Source organism: Lentzea sp. NBRC 105346, assembly GCF_030269605.1.
Classification (GTDB): domain Bacteria; phylum Actinomycetota; class Actinomycetes; order Mycobacteriales; family Pseudonocardiaceae; genus Lentzea.
The window spans coordinates 1-20,862 of the sequence record NZ_BSTQ01000038.1 but is presented as its reverse complement, the minus strand read 5'-3'; the positions used below and the strand labels follow the sequence as shown (position 1 = coordinate 20,862).

Annotated in this window: 15 protein-coding genes; 9 read left to right on the top strand and 6 right to left on the bottom strand. The window is 68.9% G+C overall.

Translation table 11 applies throughout. The features are described 5' to 3' along the window. The first annotated feature begins 300 nt into the window (after positions 1-300). From npdG to QSK35_RS42270, 3 genes are read left to right on the top strand one after another with little or no spacing between them, the layout of a single operon-like run. Complete coding sequence (npdG, locus tag QSK35_RS42280) at positions 301-966, top strand: NADPH-dependent F420 reductase (RefSeq protein ID WP_285754073.1); 666 nt, start codon at positions 301-303, stop codon at positions 964-966. Then, positions 966-1,727 carry a helical backbone metal receptor gene (locus QSK35_RS42275; RefSeq protein WP_285754071.1) on the top strand — a complete coding sequence of 254 codons (762 nt, stop codon included), beginning with the start codon at positions 966-968 and terminating at the stop codon, positions 1,725-1,727. The genes npdG and QSK35_RS42275 overlap by 1 nt, the downstream gene beginning before the upstream one ends. A gap of 4 nt (positions 1,728-1,731) precedes the next feature. Further along, a complete protein-coding gene (locus tag QSK35_RS42270) occupies positions 1,732-2,169 on the top strand; it encodes an RICIN domain-containing protein (RefSeq protein ID WP_285754070.1) in 438 nt (145 codons plus the stop codon). Here the strand turns inward: QSK35_RS42270 and pip are convergent. Both pip and panB read right to left on the bottom strand, forming a co-directional pair. Beyond that, positions 2,163-3,110 carry a prolyl aminopeptidase gene (gene pip / locus QSK35_RS42265; RefSeq protein ID WP_285754068.1) on the bottom strand — a complete coding sequence of 316 codons (948 nt, stop codon included), beginning with the start codon at positions 3,108-3,110 and terminating at the stop codon, positions 2,163-2,165. The genes QSK35_RS42270 and pip overlap by 7 nt on opposite strands. A gap of 21 nt (positions 3,111-3,131) precedes the next feature. After that, the gene (gene panB, locus QSK35_RS42260; RefSeq protein WP_285754066.1) at positions 3,132-3,989 is read right to left on the bottom strand and encodes a 3-methyl-2-oxobutanoate hydroxymethyltransferase; all 858 of its coding nucleotides are present in this window, start codon (positions 3,987-3,989) and stop codon (positions 3,132-3,134) included. 123 nt (positions 3,990-4,112) lie between these two features. Here panB and QSK35_RS42255 point away from each other — a divergent pair, with 123 nt between their 5' ends. Then, complete coding sequence (locus QSK35_RS42255) at positions 4,113-4,472, top strand: VOC family protein (RefSeq protein WP_285754065.1); 360 nt, start codon at positions 4,113-4,115, stop codon at positions 4,470-4,472. Here the strand turns inward: QSK35_RS42255 and QSK35_RS42250 are convergent. After that, a complete protein-coding gene (locus QSK35_RS42250) occupies positions 4,450-5,289 on the bottom strand; it encodes an alpha/beta fold hydrolase (RefSeq protein WP_285754064.1) in 840 nt (279 codons plus the stop codon). The two genes, QSK35_RS42255 and QSK35_RS42250, sit on opposite strands and share 23 nt — an antisense overlap. Positions 5,290-5,310: 21 nt before the next feature. Here QSK35_RS42250 and lysX point away from each other — a divergent pair, with 21 nt between their 5' ends. Next, a complete protein-coding gene (lysX, locus tag QSK35_RS42245) occupies positions 5,311-8,565 on the top strand; it encodes a bifunctional lysylphosphatidylglycerol synthetase/lysine--tRNA ligase LysX (RefSeq protein ID WP_285754063.1) in 3,255 nt (1,084 codons plus the stop codon). On the opposite strand, the gene QSK35_RS42240 is transcribed toward lysX, so the two are convergent. Beyond that, complete coding sequence (locus QSK35_RS42240; RefSeq protein WP_285754062.1) at positions 8,562-10,271, bottom strand: NAD+ synthase; 1,710 nt, start codon at positions 10,269-10,271, stop codon at positions 8,562-8,564. The two genes, lysX and QSK35_RS42240, sit on opposite strands and share 4 nt — an antisense overlap. Positions 10,272-10,300: 29 nt before the next feature. Between QSK35_RS42240 and QSK35_RS42235 the strand changes: the two genes are divergently transcribed. After that, the gene (locus QSK35_RS42235; RefSeq protein WP_285754060.1) at positions 10,301-11,866 is read left to right on the top strand and encodes an alpha/beta hydrolase; all 1,566 of its coding nucleotides are present in this window, start codon (positions 10,301-10,303) and stop codon (positions 11,864-11,866) included. Continuing rightward, positions 11,863-13,407 (top strand): alpha/beta hydrolase, encoded by a 1,545-nt coding sequence (locus QSK35_RS42230; RefSeq protein ID WP_285754058.1) that lies wholly within the window; start codon positions 11,863-11,865, stop codon positions 13,405-13,407. The genes QSK35_RS42235 and QSK35_RS42230 overlap by 4 nt, the downstream gene beginning before the upstream one ends. Here the strand turns inward: QSK35_RS42230 and QSK35_RS42225 are convergent. Next, entirely contained in the window at positions 13,362-14,879 is a 1,518-nt protein-coding gene (locus QSK35_RS42225) for an MFS transporter (RefSeq protein ID WP_285754056.1), read from the bottom strand. The two genes, QSK35_RS42230 and QSK35_RS42225, sit on opposite strands and share 46 nt — an antisense overlap. Continuing rightward, positions 14,876-15,514 carry an LppX_LprAFG lipoprotein gene (locus QSK35_RS42220; RefSeq protein WP_285754054.1) on the bottom strand — a complete coding sequence of 213 codons (639 nt, stop codon included), beginning with the start codon at positions 15,512-15,514 and terminating at the stop codon, positions 14,876-14,878. The genes QSK35_RS42225 and QSK35_RS42220 overlap by 4 nt, the downstream gene beginning before the upstream one ends. A 32-nt stretch (positions 15,515-15,546) precedes the next feature. Here QSK35_RS42220 and QSK35_RS42215 point away from each other — a divergent pair, with 32 nt between their 5' ends. Both QSK35_RS42215 and QSK35_RS42210 read left to right on the top strand, forming a co-directional pair. Continuing rightward, positions 15,547-16,890, top strand: coding sequence for a glutamine synthetase family protein (locus QSK35_RS42215; protein ID WP_285754052.1), 1,344 nt, complete (start codon positions 15,547-15,549; stop codon positions 16,888-16,890). A gap of 10 nt (positions 16,891-16,900) precedes the next feature. Further along, positions 16,901-20,428 carry an FkbM family methyltransferase gene (locus tag QSK35_RS42210; protein WP_285754050.1) on the top strand — a complete coding sequence of 1,176 codons (3,528 nt, stop codon included), beginning with the start codon at positions 16,901-16,903 and terminating at the stop codon, positions 20,426-20,428. The last annotated feature ends 434 nt before the right edge of the window (positions 20,429-20,862 follow it).

Here is a 20,862-nt window from a genome sequence, read left to right as displayed (position 1 = left end):
CAGCCGCATCCGAGACCCCAGGTCAAGCGAAAAGCGTGCTTGACCTGGGGTCTCGGATGCGGCAGGGCTTCGCCTGCGATGCGACGGGAGGGGCCCACCACCTGGTGGTTGTGTGCGCTGGCGCGCGCGGTGGGCTCGCTCGCTTCGCATCGCGAGTCGTACGTTCGCGGCCCCTGAGCTGTACGTTCCCGGCCCCGGAACGCTTGGTCGTTAGGACCCTGTGAGTTCCTGGTTCGGTGCGTGGCCTTTCCCACGCCGTTGCGACCTTCGCCCGTGACCTGAGCGTGTGAAGATTCAGGAGTGACAGAGATTCGAGAGCTCACCGTCGGCGTCCTGGGCGGCACGGGCGCGCAGGGCAAGGGATTGGCGATCCGCTGGGCGAAAGCCGGCCTCAAGGTCGTCATCGGCTCCCGTAGTGCCGAGCGCGCCGCACTGGCGGCCAAGGAGATCGTGGACGTGGCCGGTGGGGACGTCACTGGCGCGGACAACGTCGACTGTGCGGCGAACTCGGACATCGTCCTCGTCGCCGTGCCGTGGGAAGGGCACGGGGACCTGCTCGGGTCGCTGCGTGACCAGCTGGCGGGCAAGGTCGTCATCGACTGTGTGAACCCGCTCGGCTTCGACAAGCAGGGGCCGTTCGCGCTCAGCGTCGAGGAGGGTAGTGCGGCGCAGCAGGCTGAGGCGCTGCTGCCCGAGTCTCGGGTCACGGCGGCGTTCCACCACGTGTCGGCGGTGCTGCTGGCGGACCTCAGCGTTGAAGAGGTCGACATGGACGTCCTCGTGCTGGGCGACGACCGCGAGGCCACGGACACCGTGCGCGAGTTGGCCGAGTTGGTGCCTGGGTTCCGTGGCGTGTACGGCGGGCGGCTGCGGAATGCGCACCAGGTTGAGGCGTTTACGGCCAACTTGATTGCGATCAACCGGCGGTACAAGACGCACGCCGGGTTGAAGATCACGGGCGTGTGATGCTGCCGGTCGACGACCTCGGTGAGCCGGTCGTGGTTGACGCCCCGCAGCGGGTGGTCAGCCTCGTACCGTCGATCACCGAGGCCGTCGCGGTCAGCTTGCCCAGCGCACTCATCGGTGCCACGGATTACTGCACTCACCCGGCGGACCTCGACGTCGCTCGCGTTGGCGGCTCCAAGTACCCCGATGTCGACAAAGTCATGGCGCTGCAACCGGATCTGGTGATCGCCAACTCCGAGGAGAATCGCGCCGAGGACGTGGATCGGTTGCGCGCCAACGGGATTCAGGTGTGGGTGACGGCCGCCCCGTCGACGGTTCCACACGCCCTGGCTTCGTTGCGGCGCCTGTTCGGGACCGCGTGGGACCTCGAACCCGAGTGGCTCGTCCGGGCCGAAGAACTGTGGCGGGACACCAGAACCCCGTCGATCCGCGCTCTTATCCCGGTGTGGCGGAGGCCCTGGGTTGTGGTCGGCCGGGACACGTTCGCCGGCGACGTCCTCAAGAGGCTTGGCGTCGGCAACGTCTACGCGGACCACGAGGAGCGGTACCCGCGGCCCAGCCTCGAAGAGCTCAACGCCACCAAGCCGGACCTGGTCATCCTGCCCGACGAACCGTACGTCTTCACGCACGAGGACGGGCCGGAGTCGTTCCCCGGTCTGCCATACGTGCTGGTCAGTGGCAGGCACCTCACGTGGTACGGGCCGTCAATGGTTGAGGCGAGAGAAAGTCTCGAAAACGCGCTCAACTACGGTAAAAACTAACCTCATGCGCAACTTACTCACGGTGGCCGCGGCCACCGTCTTCGCCATGACCTTGCTGACCGCTCCCGCCCAGGCCGACCCGGTCGTCCACTACCGCGTCGCGGGCACGAACCGTTGCCTCGAGGACAACGGCACGCAGGTCGTCACCGCGCCGTGCGCCCCGCAGGACGACAAACAGCGCTGGCTGCTGCCGATCGGCGGCGACCTGTCGGACCGGCCGCGCAACATTGCCAGCAACAAGTGCCTGACCGCGAACGCCACCGGACAGGTCACCACCACGACTTGCACCAGCGCCATAAACCAGCGTTGGCGCCGTAAGCCGCGCGAGACCGAGTTCAGGTTCCGCAACGTCGCCGCGAACAAGTGCCTCGTCGCACCTGCGCGGGTCCCCACCGTGCAGACGTGCACCTCGGGGACCCAGCGCTGGGCCGCGTTCTACTGACGGAACTTGTCCGTCGCCTCCAGCAGCGCTGAAAGGATGCCGGGTTCGCTGTACGCGTGCCCGGCGTCCGGCACCATCACCAGCTCCGCCGACGGCCACGCCTTGTGCAGGTCCCACGCGGTGATCGGCGGAGTCGCGGCGTCGTAGCGGCCCTGCACGATCACGCCGGGGATGTCCGCCAGGCGGTGTGCGTCGCGGATCAGCTGGCCCTCGGAGAGCCACGCGCCGTTCAGGAAGTAGTGGTTCTCGATGCGCGCGAACGCCAAGGCGTACTGGTCTTCGGCGAACTGGGCGATCAGCTCGGGATCCTCGCGCAACGTGACGGTCGCGCCCTCCCAGCTGCTCCACGCCACGGCCGCGGGTCCGTGGACCGCCGGATCCGGGTCGGCCAGCAGTTCCGCGTAGACCTCGATCGGATCCTCAGATCGGCGGTCGAGGGGGATGGGCGCGAGGAAACGGTCCCACCACTCGGGAAACAGGTTGGCCGCGCCGCCGCGGTAGTACCAGTCCAGCTCGGACTGCCGGATCGTGAAGACGCCGCGCAGGATCAGTTCGATGACGCGCGACGGGTGCGTCTCGGCGTAGGCCAGTGCCAGCGAGCTGCCCCACGAGCCGCCGAACACCTGCCAGCGGTCGATGTCCAAATGGGACCGCAGCAGCTCCATGTCGGACACGAGGTGCCAGGTCGTGTTGGCCTTCAAGGACAACGACGTGGACGCGTGCGGCTTCGACCGGCCACAGCCGCGCTGGTCGAACAGCACGATGCGGTAGGCGTCGGGGTCGAACAGCCTGCGATGGCCGGGCGAACATCCGCCGCCCGGCCCGCCGTGCAGGAACACCACGGGCTTGCCGGACGGGTTGCCGCAGGTCTCCCAGTACACGTGGTGACCGTCGCCAACGTCCAGCAGGCCCGACTCGTACGGCTCAATCTCCGGGTACACAACCCGGATCGTGCCGGATCATCAGTGGAACGTGTGCTCCGGGCCGGGGAACTGGTGGCCGCGCACCTCGGAAGCGAACTCCTGGGCCGCGCCGAGCATCACGTCGGCGAGGTTGGCGTACCGCTTCACGAACCGCGGGCCCTTGCCCCGGCGCAGGCCCATCATGTCCTGCCACACCAGCACCTGGGCGTCGGTGTCCGGACCGGCGCCGATGCCGACGGTCGGGATCACCAGGTCGTGCGTGATCTGCTTCGCGACCTCGGCGGTCACCATCTCCAGCACGACGGCGAACGCGCCGGCCTCCTGGACCGCGATCGCGTCCTCGACGACCTCGTTGAACGCGTCGTGGCGGCCCTGCACCCGGTAGCCGCCGAGCTGGTGCTCGGACTGCGGCGTGAACCCGATGTGTGCCATGACCGGGATACCGGCGGCGACGATGGCCTTGATGTGCGGCGCGAAGTGGCGGCCGCCCTCCAGCTTCACCGCGTGGGCGAGGCCTTCCTTCATGAACCGGACGGCCGTCGCCACGGCCTGCTCGACCGAGACCTGGTAGGAGCCGAACGGCAGGTCGGCGACCACGAGCGAGCGCTTCACGGACCGCGACACCGCGCGTACCAGCGGGATCAGCTCGTCGACGGTCACCGGAAGCGAAGTCTCGTTGCCGTAGACGTTGTTCGACGCCGAGTCACCCACGAGCAGAACGGGGATGCCGGCCTCGTCGAAGATCTCCGCCGTGTACATGTCGTACGCGGTGAGCATGGGCCACGCCTCGCCGCGTTCCTTCATCTCACGCAGGTGGTGGATGCGGACCCGCTTGGCAGGCGTCTTGGCAGCGTTGGCGCCGTTTCCGTACGGCGCAGAAACCTCGGCAGTGGTCATCTTTGACCGTTCCTTTCCTCGAGGCCCGTCGCCGGGTCCCCGGGCGCTTTTTGCACGGTTGCCGAGTACCAGCGTGACAGCAGACGAGCCGTTCGGACACCGGGGTGCGAGTAGCCTCACAAAGTGGCCTGCCGCATCACCGAACTCGTGCTGGACTGCACCGATCCCGAGCTCCTCGCGAACTTCTGGTGCGCGGTGCTCGACTTCCGGGTGACCGACCGCGATGAGAGCGGGGTCGCCATCGGACCGGCCGATCGGCGCTTCGAGCTGCTGTTCCTGCGCAGCGACGAGCCCAAGAAGCAGAAACTCCGGCTGCACATCGACGTCAGCGCGACCGACCGCGACCAGCAGTCCGAGCTGGAACGCCTGCTCGCGCTGGGTGCCCAGAAGATCGACATCGGGCAGGGCGAGCAGTCGTGGCACGTGCTGGCGGATCCGGAGGGCAACGAGTTCTGCCTGCTCAGGCGGCGGGTGACTCCCTGAGCACGTCGCGAACGGCCAGGTAGACGGCATCGGGCCGGTCCATCTGGACCATGTGCCGCGATCCGGGCACCAGCACGTTGCGGCCCCACGGCGTGAGCCCCGCCAGCGTCAGGTGCTCGGGCCACACCTGCCGTCCCGCGGTCAGCACGTGAAACGGCACGTCCGGCAGGTCCCGGCGCGCGCGCAACCGTTCCAACGTGGCCACCTGACCGGGATACGAGGCGAGCTCAGCCAGGATCGCCCGGCCGACACCGGGCCGCCGGTAGACGAGTTCGACCAGGTCAGCGGGGGCGGGATCGGTATCGCCCAACGTGCTGGCCGCGACGACGAAGTCCCGGAACCGATGCCCGAACCGGTGCGTGATCCGCGCGCCCAGCCTGCGGCTGCCGAACGCGCGCAGGGCCTGCGCCACCAGGGCTGATGGGTCGAACGGCGCGCCCGCGCCCGGCACCTCGGTGTCCGGGTCGACCAGCACCAGGCCGACCACCTTGCCGGGCCGCAGCCGCGCGTAGGCCTCGATGTGCAGGGACGCCATGGAGTGACCGACGAGCACCGCGGGCGGAACGCCGCGCAACACCGCGTCGAGCACGGCGACCTCGCGCGCGAGGCTCGGGTCGCGGTGCTGTGGTCCGCTCATGCCGAGTCCCGGCCGATCGAACACAATCACTCGATAGTGGGGTTCGAGCAGCTCGACGGTACGGATCCAATCGAACCACGCGCCGCCGAGGCCGGAGCTCAGCACGACGACCGGGCCGGAGACCTTGCCCGACGAGGCGACGTGCACGCGCCCGGCGGAAGAGGGGATCATCCTCGTCATAGATCGATTCCTGGAGCTGATGTGGCACCCGTGGCGCGGTGGAAGTGGAAGGCGGCGAGCTGGATCGCCGGCGTCGTGCAGCTGGCCGCGGTGGCGTCGCTGCTCAGACTGGTGCTGCCGGAGGACAGCTGGTTCACCGGCTTCACCGACACGGTCGGGTACTGGCTGGGTCTCCCGATCGACGGGAACCTGTTCATCGCGCTCGTCTTCGTCGTCCTGGGTGCCGCGTTGTTGCGGCACAAGCGTGCCGCGCTCTGGACGCTGCTGCTGTTCCAGGTGCTCGGCCTGCTGCTCGTCGCCGGTATAGCGATCATCTTCCTGGTCGTTCCTGAAGCTCTGCTTGAGACCGGCGAACCGACCGACTGGCCGTTCATTCTGGGTGGTCTGGCCGCATCGATCGTCCTGGTTTCGTTTCTGTGGGTGGTGCGGGACGGCTTCCCGGCGCGGCTCGCGCGTGGCGCGTGGCGGCAGGCGCTGGCCACGTTCATCGCGGGCATGGCGATCCTCATCGCCGTCGGCTGGGGGCTGACCGAGCTCTTCCCCGGTCAGCTGGTGGAGGTCACCGACAAGCTCGCCTGGGCCGCGAACCAGGTGACGGGTGAGGTCGTCCGGCTCGGACCGGTCGGCATCCCCGAAGGTCCACAGTGGCTCAGCGTCATCCTGGGCATCGGCGGCACTTTGGTCGCGATCCGCGCGATGTACGTGTTCTTCCGCGGTGTGCGCACTCAGCAGCTGCTCAGCGGCGCCGACGAGCTGGAGATCCGCAGGCTGCTGGCGTCCGACGGCGAGCCCGACTCGCTCGGCTACTTCGCCACGCGGCGGGACAAGAGCGCGGTCTTCTCCGGGCGCGCGGCGCTCACCTACCGCGTGCTCGGCGGTGTGTCGCTGGCCAGCGGCGACCCGATCGGCGACGAGGAGATGTGGCCGCAGGCGGTGCAGGCGTGGCTCGCCGAGGCACGCACGTACGGCTGGGTCGCAGGCGTGCTCGGCGCGTCGGAACGGGGTGCGCAGGTCTACACCGCCGCCGGGCTGAAGGCGTTGGAGATCGGTGACGAGGCCATCCTCGACGTGCGCGAGTTCAACCTCGCCGGGCCCGAACGCCGCAACCTGCGGCAGGCGGTGAGCCGCGTCGAACGCGCCGGCTACACCACGCGCGTGCGCAGGCACAGCGAGATCGCCCCCGAGGAGATGTCGTCCATTTTGGACCTCGCGCAACGCTGGCGCGGCGCCGAAACCGAGCGCGGTTTCTCGATGGCGCTGGGCCGGCTCGGCGACCCGACCGACGGCCGCTGCGTGATGGTCGAGGCCTACGACGCCGATGGGGAACTGCGCGGGCTGCTGTCGTTCGTGCCGTGGGGCAGGCGCGGGGTGTCGCTGGACCTGATGCGCCGCGACCGGTCCGCGGAGAACGGCCTCAACGAGTACATGGTCGCCCAGCTCGCCGCGAACGCCGGACACCTTGGTGTGCAACGGATCTCGCTGAACTTCGCGATGTTCCGCGCGGTGTTCGAGGAGGGCGAGAAGATCGGCGCGGGCCCGGTCCTGCGCGCGTGGCGCCGCGTGCTGTCGCTGGCGTCGCGGTTCTTCCAGCTGGAGTCGCTGTACCGGTCGAACGCCAAGTACGACCCGGACTGGGTGCCGCGGTTCCTCTGCTACGCCCGCACCCGCTCGCTGCCGCGTGTCTCGATCGCCGCGGGCATCGCCGAGGGTTTCGTGCCGTCACTGCGGTCGTTGCTGCAACGCGGCAAGGCCCGGGAGCTGCAGGGTGCCGACGTCGGGCTGGACTTCGCCGCCCAGGTCGCCGAGATCGATTCGCTCAAGGTCGAACCCAAGGTCGTGCGCCGGCCGGACCAGGTGCGCGTGCGGATCGCGAAGGTCGACCGGATGCGGTCCTCGGGCGTCGACCCGTACCCGGTCGGCTTCGAACGGACGATGTCGCTGGCCGAGGCCCGAGAACGGTTCGGCTCCGAGGTGTCCGTGACCGGCCGCGTCGTGGCGCTCCGCGAGATGGGCAAGCTCTGCTTCGCGCGGCTGCGCGACTTCACCGGTGAGCTGCAGCTGATGCTCGCCGCCGACCAGCTCGGCGACGGCCTGCGGTCGTGGAAGTCCTATGTGGACCTGGGCGACCACGTCGGGGTGAGCGGCACCGTGATCAAGTCCGACCACGGCGAGATCTCCGTGCTGGCCTCGTCGTGGACGATGACCGCGAAGTGCCTGCACCCGTTGCCGGACAAGCGAAAGGGCCTGTCCGACCCCGAGGCGCGCGTGCGGCAGCGCTACCTCGACCTGGTGGTGAACCCCGACTCCGCGGACCTGTTGAAGATCCGCAGCAACGTGGTGCGCGGCGTGCGTGACTTCCTGCACGACCGCTCGTTCCTCGAGGTCGAGACCCCGATGCTGCAGGCGGTGCACGGCGGCGCGAACGCCCGGCCGTTCGTCACCCACATCAACGCCTACGACATGCGGATGTACCTGCGGATCGCGCCGGAGCTGTATCTGAAGCGGCTGTGCGTGGCGGGCGTGGACCGGGTGTTCGAGCTGAACCGCAACTTCCGCAACGAGGGCGCGGACGCCTCGCACAACCCCGAGTTCACGATGCTCGAGGCCTACCAGTCCTACGCGGACTACCGCACCATGCTCGATCTGATGCGTTGTTTGATCCAGCACGCGGCTCGGTGCGCCTTCGGCCGTGAGGTGGCTTTGCGGCCGGACGGTGAGTTCGACATCTCCGGCGAGTGGCCGATCGTGTCGGTCTACCAGGCGGTTTCCGACGCCCTCGGTACTCCGGTCACGCCGGACACGTCGCTGGACGATCTCCGGAAGCTGCTGGCGGAGGCCGGCGTGACCGTGAACGAGGACTGGACGCACGGCCAGCTCGTGCAGGAGGCCTACGACGAGTTCGTCGAGCCGCGGACCGTGCGGCCGACGTTCTACATCGACTTCCCGACCGACGTGTCACCGCTGACCCGGCAGCACCGCGCCGACCCGCGACTCGCGGAACGGTGGGACCTCGTCGCGTTCGGCGCGGAGATCGGCACCGCCTACTCCGAGCTCACCGACCCGCTGGAGCAGCGGCAACGGCTGGAGGCGCAGTCGTTGAAGGCGGCCAGCGGCGACGTCGAGGCGATGGAGCTGGACGAGGACTTCCTGCGGGCTTTGGAGCACGGCATGCCGCCCACGGGCGGGCTCGGGATGGGCGTGGACCGGCTGCTGATGATGCTGACCGGCACGTCGATCCGGCAGACCGTGATCTTCCCGTTCGTCCGGCCGACCTAGCCCTCGCGCCACGCGTTGGTGATCGGCAGCCGGCGGTCGCGCCCGAACGCCTTGTTCGAGATCTTCGTGCCCGGCGGGTACTGGCGCCGCTTGTACTCGGCCTTGTCGACCATCCGCAGCACGCGGTCCACCAGCTCGGGCGCGAACCCGGCCGCGATCAGGTCGTCGTACCCGCGGTCGCCCTCGACGTAGTCGTCGAGCAGGTCGTCGAGCAACGCGTAGTCGGGCAGCGAGTCGGTGTCCACCTGGCCGGGCCGCAGCTCGGCCGACGGCGGCTTGGTGATCGAGTTCTCCGGGATCGGCGGCGTCTCGCCGCGCTTGAACGCCTCGTCGTTGCGCCACCGCGCGAGGTCCCAGACCAGAGTCTTGAAGACGTCCTTGATCGGCGCGAACCCGCCGACCGCGTCGCCGTAGATGGTCGAGTAGCCGACCGAGAGCTCGGACTTGTTGCCGGTCGCCAGCACCAGGTGTCCGTGCTGGTTGGACAGCGCCATCAACGCCATGCCGCGGCACCGGGCCTGGATGTTCTCCTCGGCCAGCCCGGTCAGCGACAACTGCGAGACGAACGCCGACACCATGTCCGCGATCGGCTCGACCGAGTAGTGGATCCCGGTCCGCTGCGCCATCTCGAAAGCGTCCGACTTGGAGTGTTCGGACGAGTACGAGGACGGCAGGGATACCGCGTGCACCGCGTCCGGCCCCAGCGCGTCCACCGCCAGAGCCGCGACGACCGCGGAGTCGATGCCGCCGGACAGACCGAACACGACCGACCGGAAACCGTTCTTGTGCACGTAGTCCCGCAGGCCGGTGACCAGCGCGTACCACACCTCGGCCTCGTCGGACAGCGGCTCGAAGATCCGCGGCGCGGGCAGCGGTTCGTAGGCCGGACCGGCCTCGGAGATCGTGATCCGTTCGACCGTGAAGTCCCCGAAAGCGCCCGACTCGTAGGAACCCCCTGGAACGGAAAGGTCCATGACCATCAGGTGCTCCACGAACTGCGGCGCCCGCGCGAGCAGAACACCGTCACGCCCGACGACCAGCGAGTCGCCGTCGAACACCAGCTCGTCCTGGCCGCCGATCAGGTTGCAGTACGCGAGCGGCGCGCCCGCCTCGGCCGCACGACGGGCCACCAGCGGCAGCCGCACGTCGTCCTTCTTGCGCTCGTACGGCGAGGCGTTGGGGGAGACGACGACGTCCACACCGGCCGCGCCCAGAGCGGAGATGGGACCGCCGTCCTGCCACAGGTCCTCGCAGATGACCATGCCGACCTCGACGCCGTTGATCCGCACGACGTCCAGCTCGTCACCCGGCTTGAAGTAGCGGCGCTCGTCGAACACGCCGTAGTTCGGCAGGTGGTGCTTGTACTGGGTCGCCACGACACGCCCGCCGTGCAGCACGGATGCGGCGTTGCGCGGCCCTGCCGAGTCGTGGTCCAGGAACCCGACGAACGCGGCCACCGAGCCCAGGCCGGCTTCGTCAAGGGCAACGGCGAGGTCCTCGAGAGCCGCCCGCGACGCCCGTGCGAAGGACGTGCGAATCGCCAGGTCCTCGACCGGGTAACTGGTCAGCACCATCTCGGGGAACACCACGAGATGGGCGCCGGCCTCGGCGGCCTTGCGGGTCCACTCGACGACGAGCGCGGAGTTGCCGTCCAGGTCTCCCACGGTGGCGTTGACCTGGGCGAGCGCGATGCGGAGCTGCGGCATGGAACTATCTTCTCCCATAGGATCGCCTGGTGAGGCGTCTCTTCAGCGTGTTGCTCGTCATCCCCGTCCTTACGTCGTGCACCACGCTCGTCGAGGGCACAGCCAAGCCCGGCGTCACCTTCGAGAAACGCGGCCCCGCCGGCACCGTCCCGGCCGGTCTGGAGGCGTTCTACGGCCAGCAGCTGGCCTGGTCGGACTGCGCGCCGTTCGTGAAGTCCGAGAACAGCCGCCGCGCATACGGTTCCAAAAGGGATGTCGAATGCGCGCGCCTCGAGGTGCCGCTGGACTACTCCAAACCGGACGGCGACAAGATCACCCTGGGCTTGCTGCGCAGCCCGGCGACCGGTGACCGGATCGGATCGCTGCTGGTCAACCCCGGTGGGCCCGGTGAGTCCGGCATGGACGCCGCGGGCAGCATCGTCCCCGAGCTCGCCAAGACCGACCTCGGCAAGCGGTTCGACTTCGTCGGCTTCGACCCGCGGGGCATCGGCGCGAGCGAGCCGAGCGTCCAGTGCCTCACCGGGCCGGAGAAGGACGCGGAGCGGTTGGACCTCGACGTCGACACTTCGCCCAACGGACTCGCCCAGACGGAGGCAGAGAACAAGGCATATGCAGACAAATGTGCCGCCCAGACAAAATTTGGGGCGGCGATGCTCGCCAACATCGGCACGCGGGACGTAGTTAAGGACATGGATGTCCTTCGTTCCGCGCTCGGTGACGCGAAGCTGACCTACATCGGCTACTCCTACGGCACCCGGATCGGCACCGAGTACGCCGAGACGTTCCCGCAGAACGTCCGTGCGCTGATACTCGACGGCGCCGTCGATCCCACGCAGGACCAGCTCGCGTCCCTGGTCGCACAGGGTGCGGGGTTCCAGAAGGCGTTCGACGCGTTCGTCCAGTGGTGCCGCAAGCAGGGCGACTGCGCGCTGGGTGACCCGGCGAACAAGAGCTTCCAGGAGCTCACCCGGCCGCTGCTGACCAAGCCGATCGAGATCGGCGACCGCAAGCTCTCCTACACCGACGCGATGACCGCGACGCTGCAGGCGCTGTACTCGGAGCAGCTGTGGCCGTTGCTCAGCCAGGGCCTCAACGAGCTCAAGAAGGGCCGGGCCAACACCCTGCTGACCCTCGCGGACGTCTACTACCAGCGCGGCAGCGACGGCAACTACAGCACGATCCTCGACGCGTTCAACGCCGTGCACTGCGTCGACGACCAGCGGATCACCGACAAGGCCGCGATCACCGAGACGCAGCGCAAGTACAAGGAGGCCGCGCCGTTCCTGGACGACGGCAACCCGCCGGGCGCCGCGCTTGACGCCTGCGCGTTCTGGCCGGCGCCGGTCACGGGCGATACCAAACCGCCGAAGGCGGACGGCCTGCCGCCGCTGCTCGTCATCTCCACCACGGGTGACCCCGCGACCCCGTACGAGGCCGGCGTCAACCTCGCGAAGGCCCTGAACTCCCGGTTGCTCACGTACGAGGGCAACCAGCACACCGTGTTCCTGCAGGGGAACCAGTGCGTCGACCAGGCCGGTGTGAAGTACCTGGTCGAACTGCAGCTGCCCGCTGACGGAACCCGGTGTGCCGCATGACGAAGAGGCGTTCCCGAGTAACCGCCGCGTTATTCGCCCTGATCGTCGTCCTGAGCACCTCCACCTCGTACGCGCAGATCGACGGCTCGCCCAGGCCGGTCGCGCAGCGCGGGATGGACCGGTTCTACAAACAGGTCCTGAGCTGGGGGAAGTGCCAGCCGTACGCCGTGGACGAACGCAGCCGCACCGCGTTCGGCCGCGGTGACGTGCAGTGTGCGCGCTTAGAGGTACCGCTGGACTACGCCAAACCGGACGGCCGCGCGATCAGCGTCGGCGTGCTGCGCCACGTCGCGTCCGAGCCGCAACGCCGCGTCGGCTCGCTGATCGTGAACCCCGGCGGCCCCGGCGGCTCCGGCATGGTCTACGTCGCGAACATGATCGAGCAGCAGCAGAACTCGGCCATCGGCAAGCGGTTCGACCTGGTCGGCTTCGACCCGCGCGGGGTCGGCGCCTCCGAACCGCGCGTGCAGTGCCTCACCGACGCCGAACGCGACGAGCAGCGGTTGCGCAACAAGGACGTCGGCGCGGACGAGACCGAGGCGCAGAACAAGGACTATGTCAAGAAGTGCAGCGAACGCACCGGTGTCGACGTGCTCGCCAACGTCGGCACCCGGGACGTCGTTCGTGATGTCGACGTGCTGCGTGCCGCGCTGGGCGACCAGAAGCTGACCTACCTCGGTTACTCCTACGGCACTCGCATCGGCACGCTGTACGCGGAGACGTTCCCGAAGAACGTCCGCGCGATGGTGCTCGACGGCGCGGTCGCCGTGAAGCAGGACAAGGTGGCCGACGCCGCCCGCCAGGCCCAGGCGTTCCAGGACGCCTTCCAGCGCTTCGCCGCGTGGTGCGCGCAACGCGACTGTCCTATCGGGACCGACGTGTCGCTCGCGCAGAACCGGCTGGACATCCTCACCGACGCGTTGAAGCAGAAGCCCATCCAGGTCAAGGACCGCAAGCTCTCGCACTCGGACGCGCGCACCGCGACCGTGCAGGCGCTCTACACCGATCGCCTGTGGGACACCCTGTTGAAGGGGCTGCAGGAGCTTCGGCAGAACAAGGGCGACACGTTGCTGCAGCTCGCCGACCAGTACCTGGGCCGCTTCGCCGACGGCTCGTACTCGCGCATCCAGGACGCGTTCGTCGCGGTCCGCTGCATGGACGAGCCGCCGGTCAAGGACCGGGCCGAGCTGGAGGCGAACCGCAGGCGGGTGCTGGAGATCCTCGGCAACGAGGACGCCGTGCAGACCGACGAACGCGCCCTCGGGCCCTGTGCCTTCTGGCCCGCGCCGCACACCAGCGAGCCGCACCCGCCGCAGCTGCAGGGGCAGGGGCTGCCGCAGGTGCTGGTCGTCTCGACGACGGGTGACCCGGCGACGCCCTACCAGTCCGGGGTGGACCTGGCGTCGGCGTTGCGCGCGCGGCTGTTGACGTACAAGGGAAACCAGCACACGGCGTTCCTGCACAACATCCAATGCGTGGACCAGGTCGGGACGACCTACCTGGCCGACTTGAGGCTGCCGGAGTCCGACTCGACGTGCTGACGGGCCCTACCGGGAAGGAGCAGTGAACCGAGCGCGCCCGCCACGCAGATGGCCGAGGTGATCAGGAAGATCTCGTGGTACTCGGTCAGCAGCGCGTCCGACAGCTTGTGCTGGTACTCGGCCAGCTGACGCTTGAACTCGTCCGCGGGCACCCCGAACGGCAGCGGGGTGTTCAACGAGGCCGTCAGCTCCTGGAACCGGTGCAGCCCCCACGCGGACAGCGCCGCGACCCCGACGAGCATGCCGGTCATCCGCGCCACCACGACGAACGCCGACGCGACGCCGTGACTGGTCGACGGCACCACGCGCAGCACGGCGGCGGACAGCGGCGCGATCACCAGACCGAGCCCGAACCCGGCGACGGCCAGGTCGCGGTCCAGCACGAACGCCGACACGTCCGCCGGCCAGCGCGAGATCAGCACATACCCGGACGCGGCGATCACCAGACCGGCGAACGAGACCCACCGGTCACCCAGCCGCGACGCCAGGAACCCGCCCAGCAGCGCACCGATGGGCAACGCGATCAGGAACCGCGTCAGCAGCCGTGCCGCCGCGGCCGAGTCACGCCCCTGCACGGTCTGCGCGAACAGTTCGACGTCGACGAGCGTCACCATCAACGCCGCACCGGTCGCCAGTGACACCCCGAGGACCGCCCAGAACCGCGTCCAGTGCACACCCTCAGGTGACAGGAGTCGCACGGAAGCCCGGCGTTCCCACAGGAAGAAACCCACCAGAACGACGAGGGACAGACCGAGCACCGGCCAGCCCCACGACGGCAGCACCGACTCCGCAGGCGTCGGGTTGTACAAGGCCACGACCAGCAGACCCAGGGACAGCGCCAGCAGACCGCCGCCAATGAAGTCGATCTTTACCGGCCGTTTCGACGTCGGCACGGTGAAGTGCACGATCACCATCGCGACCAGAGCCAACGGGATGTTCACCCAGAACACCCAGCGCCACGACTGCGGTTCCCAGCCCTCGAACAACGGCCAGGCGTTGAACAGCGACGCGAGCCCGACGCCGTACAGGGTCCCGAGCACGGAGCCCAGTTCCTGAGCGGCACCCACGGCACCGAGCGCGGTCGACCGCCGGTGCGCCTCCCACAGGTCCGCGACCAGCGCCATCGTGACCGGCAGCAACGCACCACCGGCGAGCCCCTGCACGACGCGGCCGGCCACGAGGAACGGCAGGTCACCGGAAACAGCGGTCAGCACGGAACCGAGAGCGAACCCGGCCAGGCACACGTGCAGCACGAACCGCCGCCCGAACCGGTCGGACAGCTGGCCGAGCAACGGCATACCGGCGACGTAGCCGAGCAGGTAGCCGGTGACGATCGGGGTGGCCTGCTCCAGGTGGTTCACCGGGATGCCGAGGTCACGCACCATGTCGACGAGCACACCGACGACGACGTACGCGTCCAGAGCGCCCAGGAGAACGGCGGCCCCGGCGGCCGCCAGAGCCAGACGCCTCACGTCGTGGGCGCGGTGATCGTCAGGGACTTGTTGAAGTCGGACAGTCCGATCTGCACCTTCTGCCCGCCGGTCAGCTCGAACAGCCCCTGCACCAGGCGGTTCTCCTTGTCCACGGTGTACTTCGCCTTGACGTCGCCGCTGATGCCCGGCACCAGCTTGGCGATGACGTCCTTCGGCACCACGGCGTTCACGACGGTCTGGTCGCCGGCCGACTCGGTCTTCGCGTCCTTCGAGCTCTTCAGGACGTTCGCGACGCCCTTGTCCGGGTTGAGGATCGCGGTCGGGTCGTACACCTGCCCGGCGAACGCGGCGGGCAGCTTGGTGAACCCGCCCGTGGGGCCCTTGAAGTACAGGTTCTTCTCGACGAGCACGTACTCGATCTGGACGAGATTCCCACCCAGCGAGACCTTCGCGTTGCCTTTCGAGTCACCCGTGTTGGTGAGATCTCCGACGGCGTCCTTCACGTTGACGTCCGGCAGGTCGCCTTCGACCTTGATGGTGAAGTGCGTGCTGGTCACCGAGCGCATGGCGTCGGATGACTTGCTGAGCACGGTCGCTCCGTCGGGGAGGTCCCCGGACGAGGTGCAGCCGGTGAGCAGCGTGAGTGCGAGAAGAACCATCCAGCGGGCGGCCATGCGGTGATCCTAAGTGCTTTAGAGTGCGCCCCATGGACCGCCAGCAGGAGTTCGTGCTGCGAACGTTGGAAGAACGCGACATCCGGTTCGTCCGGCTGTGGTTCACCGACGTTCTGGGTTTCTTGAAGTCCGTGGCGGTGGCCCCGGCCGAGCTCGAGGGCGCCTTCAGCGAGGGCATCGGGTTCGACGGCTCGGCGATCGAGGGCTTCGCCCGCGTGTACGAGTCGGACATGGTCGCCAAGCCGGATCCCGCGACGTTCCAGGTGCTGCCCTGGCAGACGCCGGACGGCAACAACTACTCGGCGCGCATGTTCTGCGACATCACCATGCCGGACGGGTCGCCGAGCTGGGCGGACCCGCGGCACGTGCTGCGCCGCACGTTGTCGAAGGCCAGCGAGGCCGGCTTCACCTGCTACGTGCACCCGGAGATGGAGTTCTTCCTGCTGAAGAACCTCCCCGCCGACGGCAGCGAGCCCGAGCCCGCGGACAACGGCGGTTTCTTCGACCAGACGTCGCACGAGACGGCCACGCACTTCCGCCGCCACGCCATCGAGGCGCTGGAGGCGATGGGCATCTCCGTCGAGTTCAGCCACCACGAGGGCGCGCCCGGCCAGCAGGAGATCGACCTGCGCTACGCCGACGCGCTGACCATGGCGGACAACGTCATGACCTTCCGGTACGTGGTGAAGGAGGTCGCGATCACGCAGGGCGTGCGCGCCTCGTTCATGCCCAAGCCGTTCTCCGACCAGCCCGGTTCCGGCATGCACACGCACCTGTCGCTCTTCGAGGGCGACCGCAACGCGTTCTACGACGCCGAGGACCCCTACCAGCTGTCGGACGTCGGCAAGGCGTTCGTCGCGGGGCTCCTGAAGCACGCCCGTGAGATCTCCGGGGTGACCAACCAGTGGGTGAATTCCTACAAGCGGTTGATCGTCGGCGGGGAGGCCCCGACGGCCGTCTGCTGGGGTCACGCGAACCGGTCCGCGTTGGTCCGCGTGCCCATGTACTCACCGGGCAAGTCCTCGTCGCGCCGGGTCGAGATCCGGTCGCTGGACAGCGCGTGCAACCCGTACCTCGCGTACTCGGTGATCCTGGCAGCGGGCCTGAAAGGCATCGAGAAGGGCTATGAGCTGCCGCCGCCCGCCGAGGACGACGTGTGGTCGCTGACCGACCGCGAACGCCGCGCCGCGGGGTACGCGAACCTGCCCCAGAACCTCGGCGAGGCCCTCTCCGAGATGGAGAACTCGGAGCTGCTGCCCGAGGCGCTCGGCGAACACGTCTACGACTTCTTCCTTCGCAACAAGCGCACGGAGTGGGACGCTTACCGCCGCAGCGTCACCCCGTACGAGTTGCGCACACTCCTCCCCGTGCTGTGAGGCCGATAGCTTGCTGAGCGCCACCGAAGTCCCCGGTTTCCAGCCCGTCATCTGCGCGTGCACGGTCGCCACCGCGGCCGAGCTGCCCGCGGTGAAGGTCCTGTCCGGCTCGTTCCTCGCCGAACACCCCGAGGGACGGTTCATCGCACTGATCGTCGACGCGCAGCCCGAGGCGTCCGGTCCGGGACTCATCACCCCGGCCGACCTGGGCATCGAGGCCGATGAGCTGCACGTCATGGCGACGTCGCTCACCGAGGCTCAGCTGCGTGCGGCGATGGTGCCGCGGTTACTGGAACAGCTGCTGGCGCAGGGGCTCCCGGTGCTCTACCTGGACCCGTGGGTGCAGGTCTTCGGCTCCGTCACGAAGCTCGTGCTGGAGGCGTTGAAGCTCGCGCCGGTCGCGTTGCTGCCGCGCACGCTGCGGCCGTTGCCGGACGACGGGCTGCAGCCGGGCTCGGCGGACCTGCACGAACTGGGCGCGTTCGACCCCGGTTTCGTCGCGGTCGGTCCCGGCGCGGAGCCGTACCTGACCTCGCTGGACATGCCCGCCCTGGTCCCGCACCAGGTGTTGCGCGACGGCCGGCTCGGCCTGTCGGTGTGGAACGTCGCCGACCGGCCGTTGCACCGGTCCGAGGAAGGCGCGCTGACCGTGCTCGGCGCGCCGCTGCTGACCGCGCACTTCGCGGGCTTCGACCCGCGCCGGCCGTGGCTGCTGTCCGCCGAGTTCGCCGAACGACCGCGCGTGCTGCTGTCCGAACATCCGCTGGTCGCCGAGCTGGTGACCGCGTACCGGGCCGAGCTCGTGCGCTGCGGGCACACCATGCAGACCGTGCCGTACCGGTTCGGGCAGCTCATCGACGGCACCGTGCTGCCGGACGAGCTGCGTGACGACTACCGGGCGGCTTCGCCCACGCCGCCGCCGGCGTTCGGCGATGACGGTGGAGCCGGCTTCCTGCTGTGGGCGTGCGAGGCCACTCCTTCGGGTGGAACTCGCTGGTCCGAGGCCCTCTGGCGGGCGGACGAGGCGCTGCAGCTGCAGTTCCCGGCGCCGTTCGGGGCCGACGCCGAGGCGTTCCGCGAGTGGTGTGCCGGGGTCGGGGTCACGTCGGGCCGGCTGCCGGTTCCGGCGGTGCCCGCTCCGCGGGCCGAGGGACCTGCGCTGCTGGACCAACTCGGGGTCTCCGTCATCGGGTCCGGGCCGATCTTCGAGCTGGTTCTCGCGGCCGCGCGTGCCTCGGGCCTGCCGACCTCGACGACCGCGAGCTACCCGGTCGTCGTGCGGGCGTCCGGCGACGAGGTGCCCGAAGGCCGCTTTGTCGTCGAAGTCGCGCCGGACGCCTCGCCTCGGGACGAACGCTCGGGCGTCAACGAGCTGTGGGTTTCGTCGGAGGCGACGCGGGCGTCCGCCGAACGCATCGGCGGACCGATCGTGCGGGTCGTGCCGTTGCCGGTGCACGACATCGGGCGGCGCGACCACGAGCCCGGCGGCGAGATCGTGTTCGCCGCGGTCGCCGACCACGAGATCGACCGGGCCGGCAACGTGCTCGGCGCGGTGTCGGCGTTCCTCACCGCGTTCCCCGACCGCACCGATGTGCGGCTGCGGATCGCCGTGTCCGGTGCTTACGAACATCCGGAGGCCGCCGAACGACTGCGGCTGGCCACAGCGGCTGATCCGCGGATCGAGCTGGTCGAAGGTGACGTGTTCGAGCAGGCGGACTGTCTCGTGTCGCTGCACCGCGGTGGTGCGGGCGACCGCATCGCGCACCGGCTCGCCGAGATCGCGGTGCGCGGAGTGCCCGTGCTGGCCAGCGACCACGGCGCGGTCGCGGAGCTGTTCGGCAAGACGGCCGTGCTCGTGCCGTGCCACCAGGGCGCCGAACCGGACATCCAGGCCGCCGCGCGCCTGATGCGTTCGCTCGCCGACGACCTGCCGACCGCTTCGGCGCTCGGCGCGGCGGCGCGTGACCACGTGCTGCACACCCGGTCCGTCGCACGGGTCGGTGAACTTCTGCGCGAACGGGTCGAGCACGCCTACCGCGGGTGGCGGGCGCGCCGGCCGAAGCCACAGCCCGAGGTCGACCCGATGCTGGCGTTGCAGTCGGCGAAGCACGCGTTGCTGCGGCAGCCCGATGTTGGTTCCGCGCATCGGACGCCGATGGCGCCGGCGTTGCGCAAGGTCGTGCTGCGCGCGTTGGACCACTACGACAACCACATGCGCGAAGTGCTGCACACCCTGGTCGACGGGGTGGAGCGCACGGTCGGCGAGCTGGTCGCGCGGCAGGACGCGCTGCGCAGCGGCGTCGGGACCGGCGAGCTGGAGCTGTTGCGCGCCGAGCTCGAGCAGGTCGCGGAACGGCAGGACCACTTCGGCGACCAGATCGTCGGCGTGGACGACGGTGTTGTCCGCGTGCGCGCGGACATGGCCGGTCAGGGCCGGAGGCTGCGGGAGATCGAGGACGCCGTGGTGGCCGAGGCCGCCAAGCGCGCCAAGCAGTCCGACGCGCTGGCGCAGCGGATCGACAAGCTGACCGTCGCGCTGGACCGCACGTTGGATCGCATCGACTCGCTGGAGTCGAAGGTCGTCGAGGTCTTCAAGGAACGCGACAGCCGGCTCGACTCGACCGTGCGTGCCGCTCACCAGGCGCAACAGACCGCGGACGCACTCCGGCGGGTGGTCGTGCGGTCACACGAACGTGCGACGACGGAAGTACCGGACGTGCGGTCGTCGCTGGTGCTGTGCGACGCGGGCCTGCTGCGGTTGCCCGCGGACGACGCGTTCATGCTGCCGCTGCTGTCGAGCAACGGCGTGTGGGAGCAGGAGCTCTCCGACCTGATCGACTCGGTGCTCGAACCGGACGGGGTGTTCCTCGACGTCGGCGCGTACATCGGTTATCACTCGATCCGGGTGTTGTCCCGGCTCGGTGTGTCCGGCGCGGTCGTGGCGGTGGAGCCGTGGGCCGACGCCGCCGCGTTGTTGCGGCACAACGTCGAGGTCAACGTGCCCGGCCCGGTCGCGGCGCGGTTGTCGGTGGTCGAGGGCGCGGCGTGGGAGAGCGCGGGGGAGCTGGCGGCGACGCCGACGCTCACCGGCGGACTCTCCGTGTCGCCGCTCACCGACGACACCACGGACAAGGTCCGCGCGGTCCGGCTGGACAAGGAACTCGAAGAGCTCGCGCCCGTTCAGGGCATGAAGCTCTCCGTGGTGCGCGTGGACACGCCTGGTCGTGGGCATCGCGCGCTGGCCGGACTCGTCCGGTTGCTGCGCCGGGACAAGCCGCACGTGTTCCTCGAGTTCTCCGCGACCGGGACCGCCGACCTCGGCGACGATCCGGTGACGGTGCTCAAGGAGTTCGGCATCTGGGGCTACGACCTGGTGCCGGTCGCGACGCGGCAGGCCGCTTCGCCGGACCAGATCGTGAAGGCGATGGAGGGTCTGCGGTCGATCACGTTGTGGCTCCGTCCGCGCACCGCGGGTCCGAAGCCGGCGTCCGCGCAGCCCTCCGTGCCGATCAAGCAGCCCGCTGACCAGCCGATTTGACTTTGCCCGACGCCCTGAGTAACTTTCTCCAAGTCGTCAGCGAGTCCCCCGGAACGAACGGTTGACACCGTGAATCGGGCCGGGTAACATGTTGCGGCGCCAAGCTCCCGGATCGAAATAGACGGTTATCAGGCCGTCCTCACTGAGTCCGGAAACCTGGAAACAAACTGAATGCAAAGCGGGTTTGCGCTGAGCCGAGACGGTCGAAACGGCCGATTTGACAAGGCGAAAACGAACTCACTAAGCTTCGGAACAACAGAAACACAAAGCCCCGGAATGAACTGCGGTAAGACGCGGAACAAGATGGTGAGCGCGTGTTCTTTGAGAACTCAACAGCGTGCCGAAACACAGCCAGTAATATGAAACCCCTCGTCAGGGGTTTCCTTTGAGTAATGATTGCTAGAACCGAGCCTATTCCGCTCGGTGCGATCAAA

Bases quoted from the DNA above. Each gene is read 5' to 3' on its own strand.
- QSK35_RS42220 (WP_285754054.1), bottom strand. From the start codon at position 15,514: ATGGCCGCCCGCTGGATGGTTCTTCTCGCACTCACGCTGCTCACCGGC.
- QSK35_RS42240 (WP_285754062.1), bottom strand. From the start codon at position 10,271: ATGCCGCAGCTCCGCATCGCGCTCGCCCAGGTCAACGCCACCGTGGGA.
- QSK35_RS42250 (WP_285754064.1), bottom strand. From the start codon at position 5,289: ATGACGAGGATGATCCCCTCTTCCGCCGGGCGCGTGCACGTCGCCTCG.
- QSK35_RS42215 (WP_285754052.1), top strand. From the start codon at position 15,547: ATGGACCGCCAGCAGGAGTTCGTGCTGCGAACGTTGGAAGAACGCGAC.
- QSK35_RS42270 (WP_285754070.1), top strand. From the start codon at position 1,732: ATGCGCAACTTACTCACGGTGGCCGCGGCCACCGTCTTCGCCATGACC.
- QSK35_RS42230 (WP_285754058.1), top strand. From the start codon at position 11,863: ATGACGAAGAGGCGTTCCCGAGTAACCGCCGCGTTATTCGCCCTGATC.
- panB (WP_285754066.1), bottom strand. From the start codon at position 3,989: ATGACCACTGCCGAGGTTTCTGCGCCGTACGGAAACGGCGCCAACGCT.
- QSK35_RS42275 (WP_285754071.1), top strand. From the start codon at position 966: ATGCTGCCGGTCGACGACCTCGGTGAGCCGGTCGTGGTTGACGCCCCG.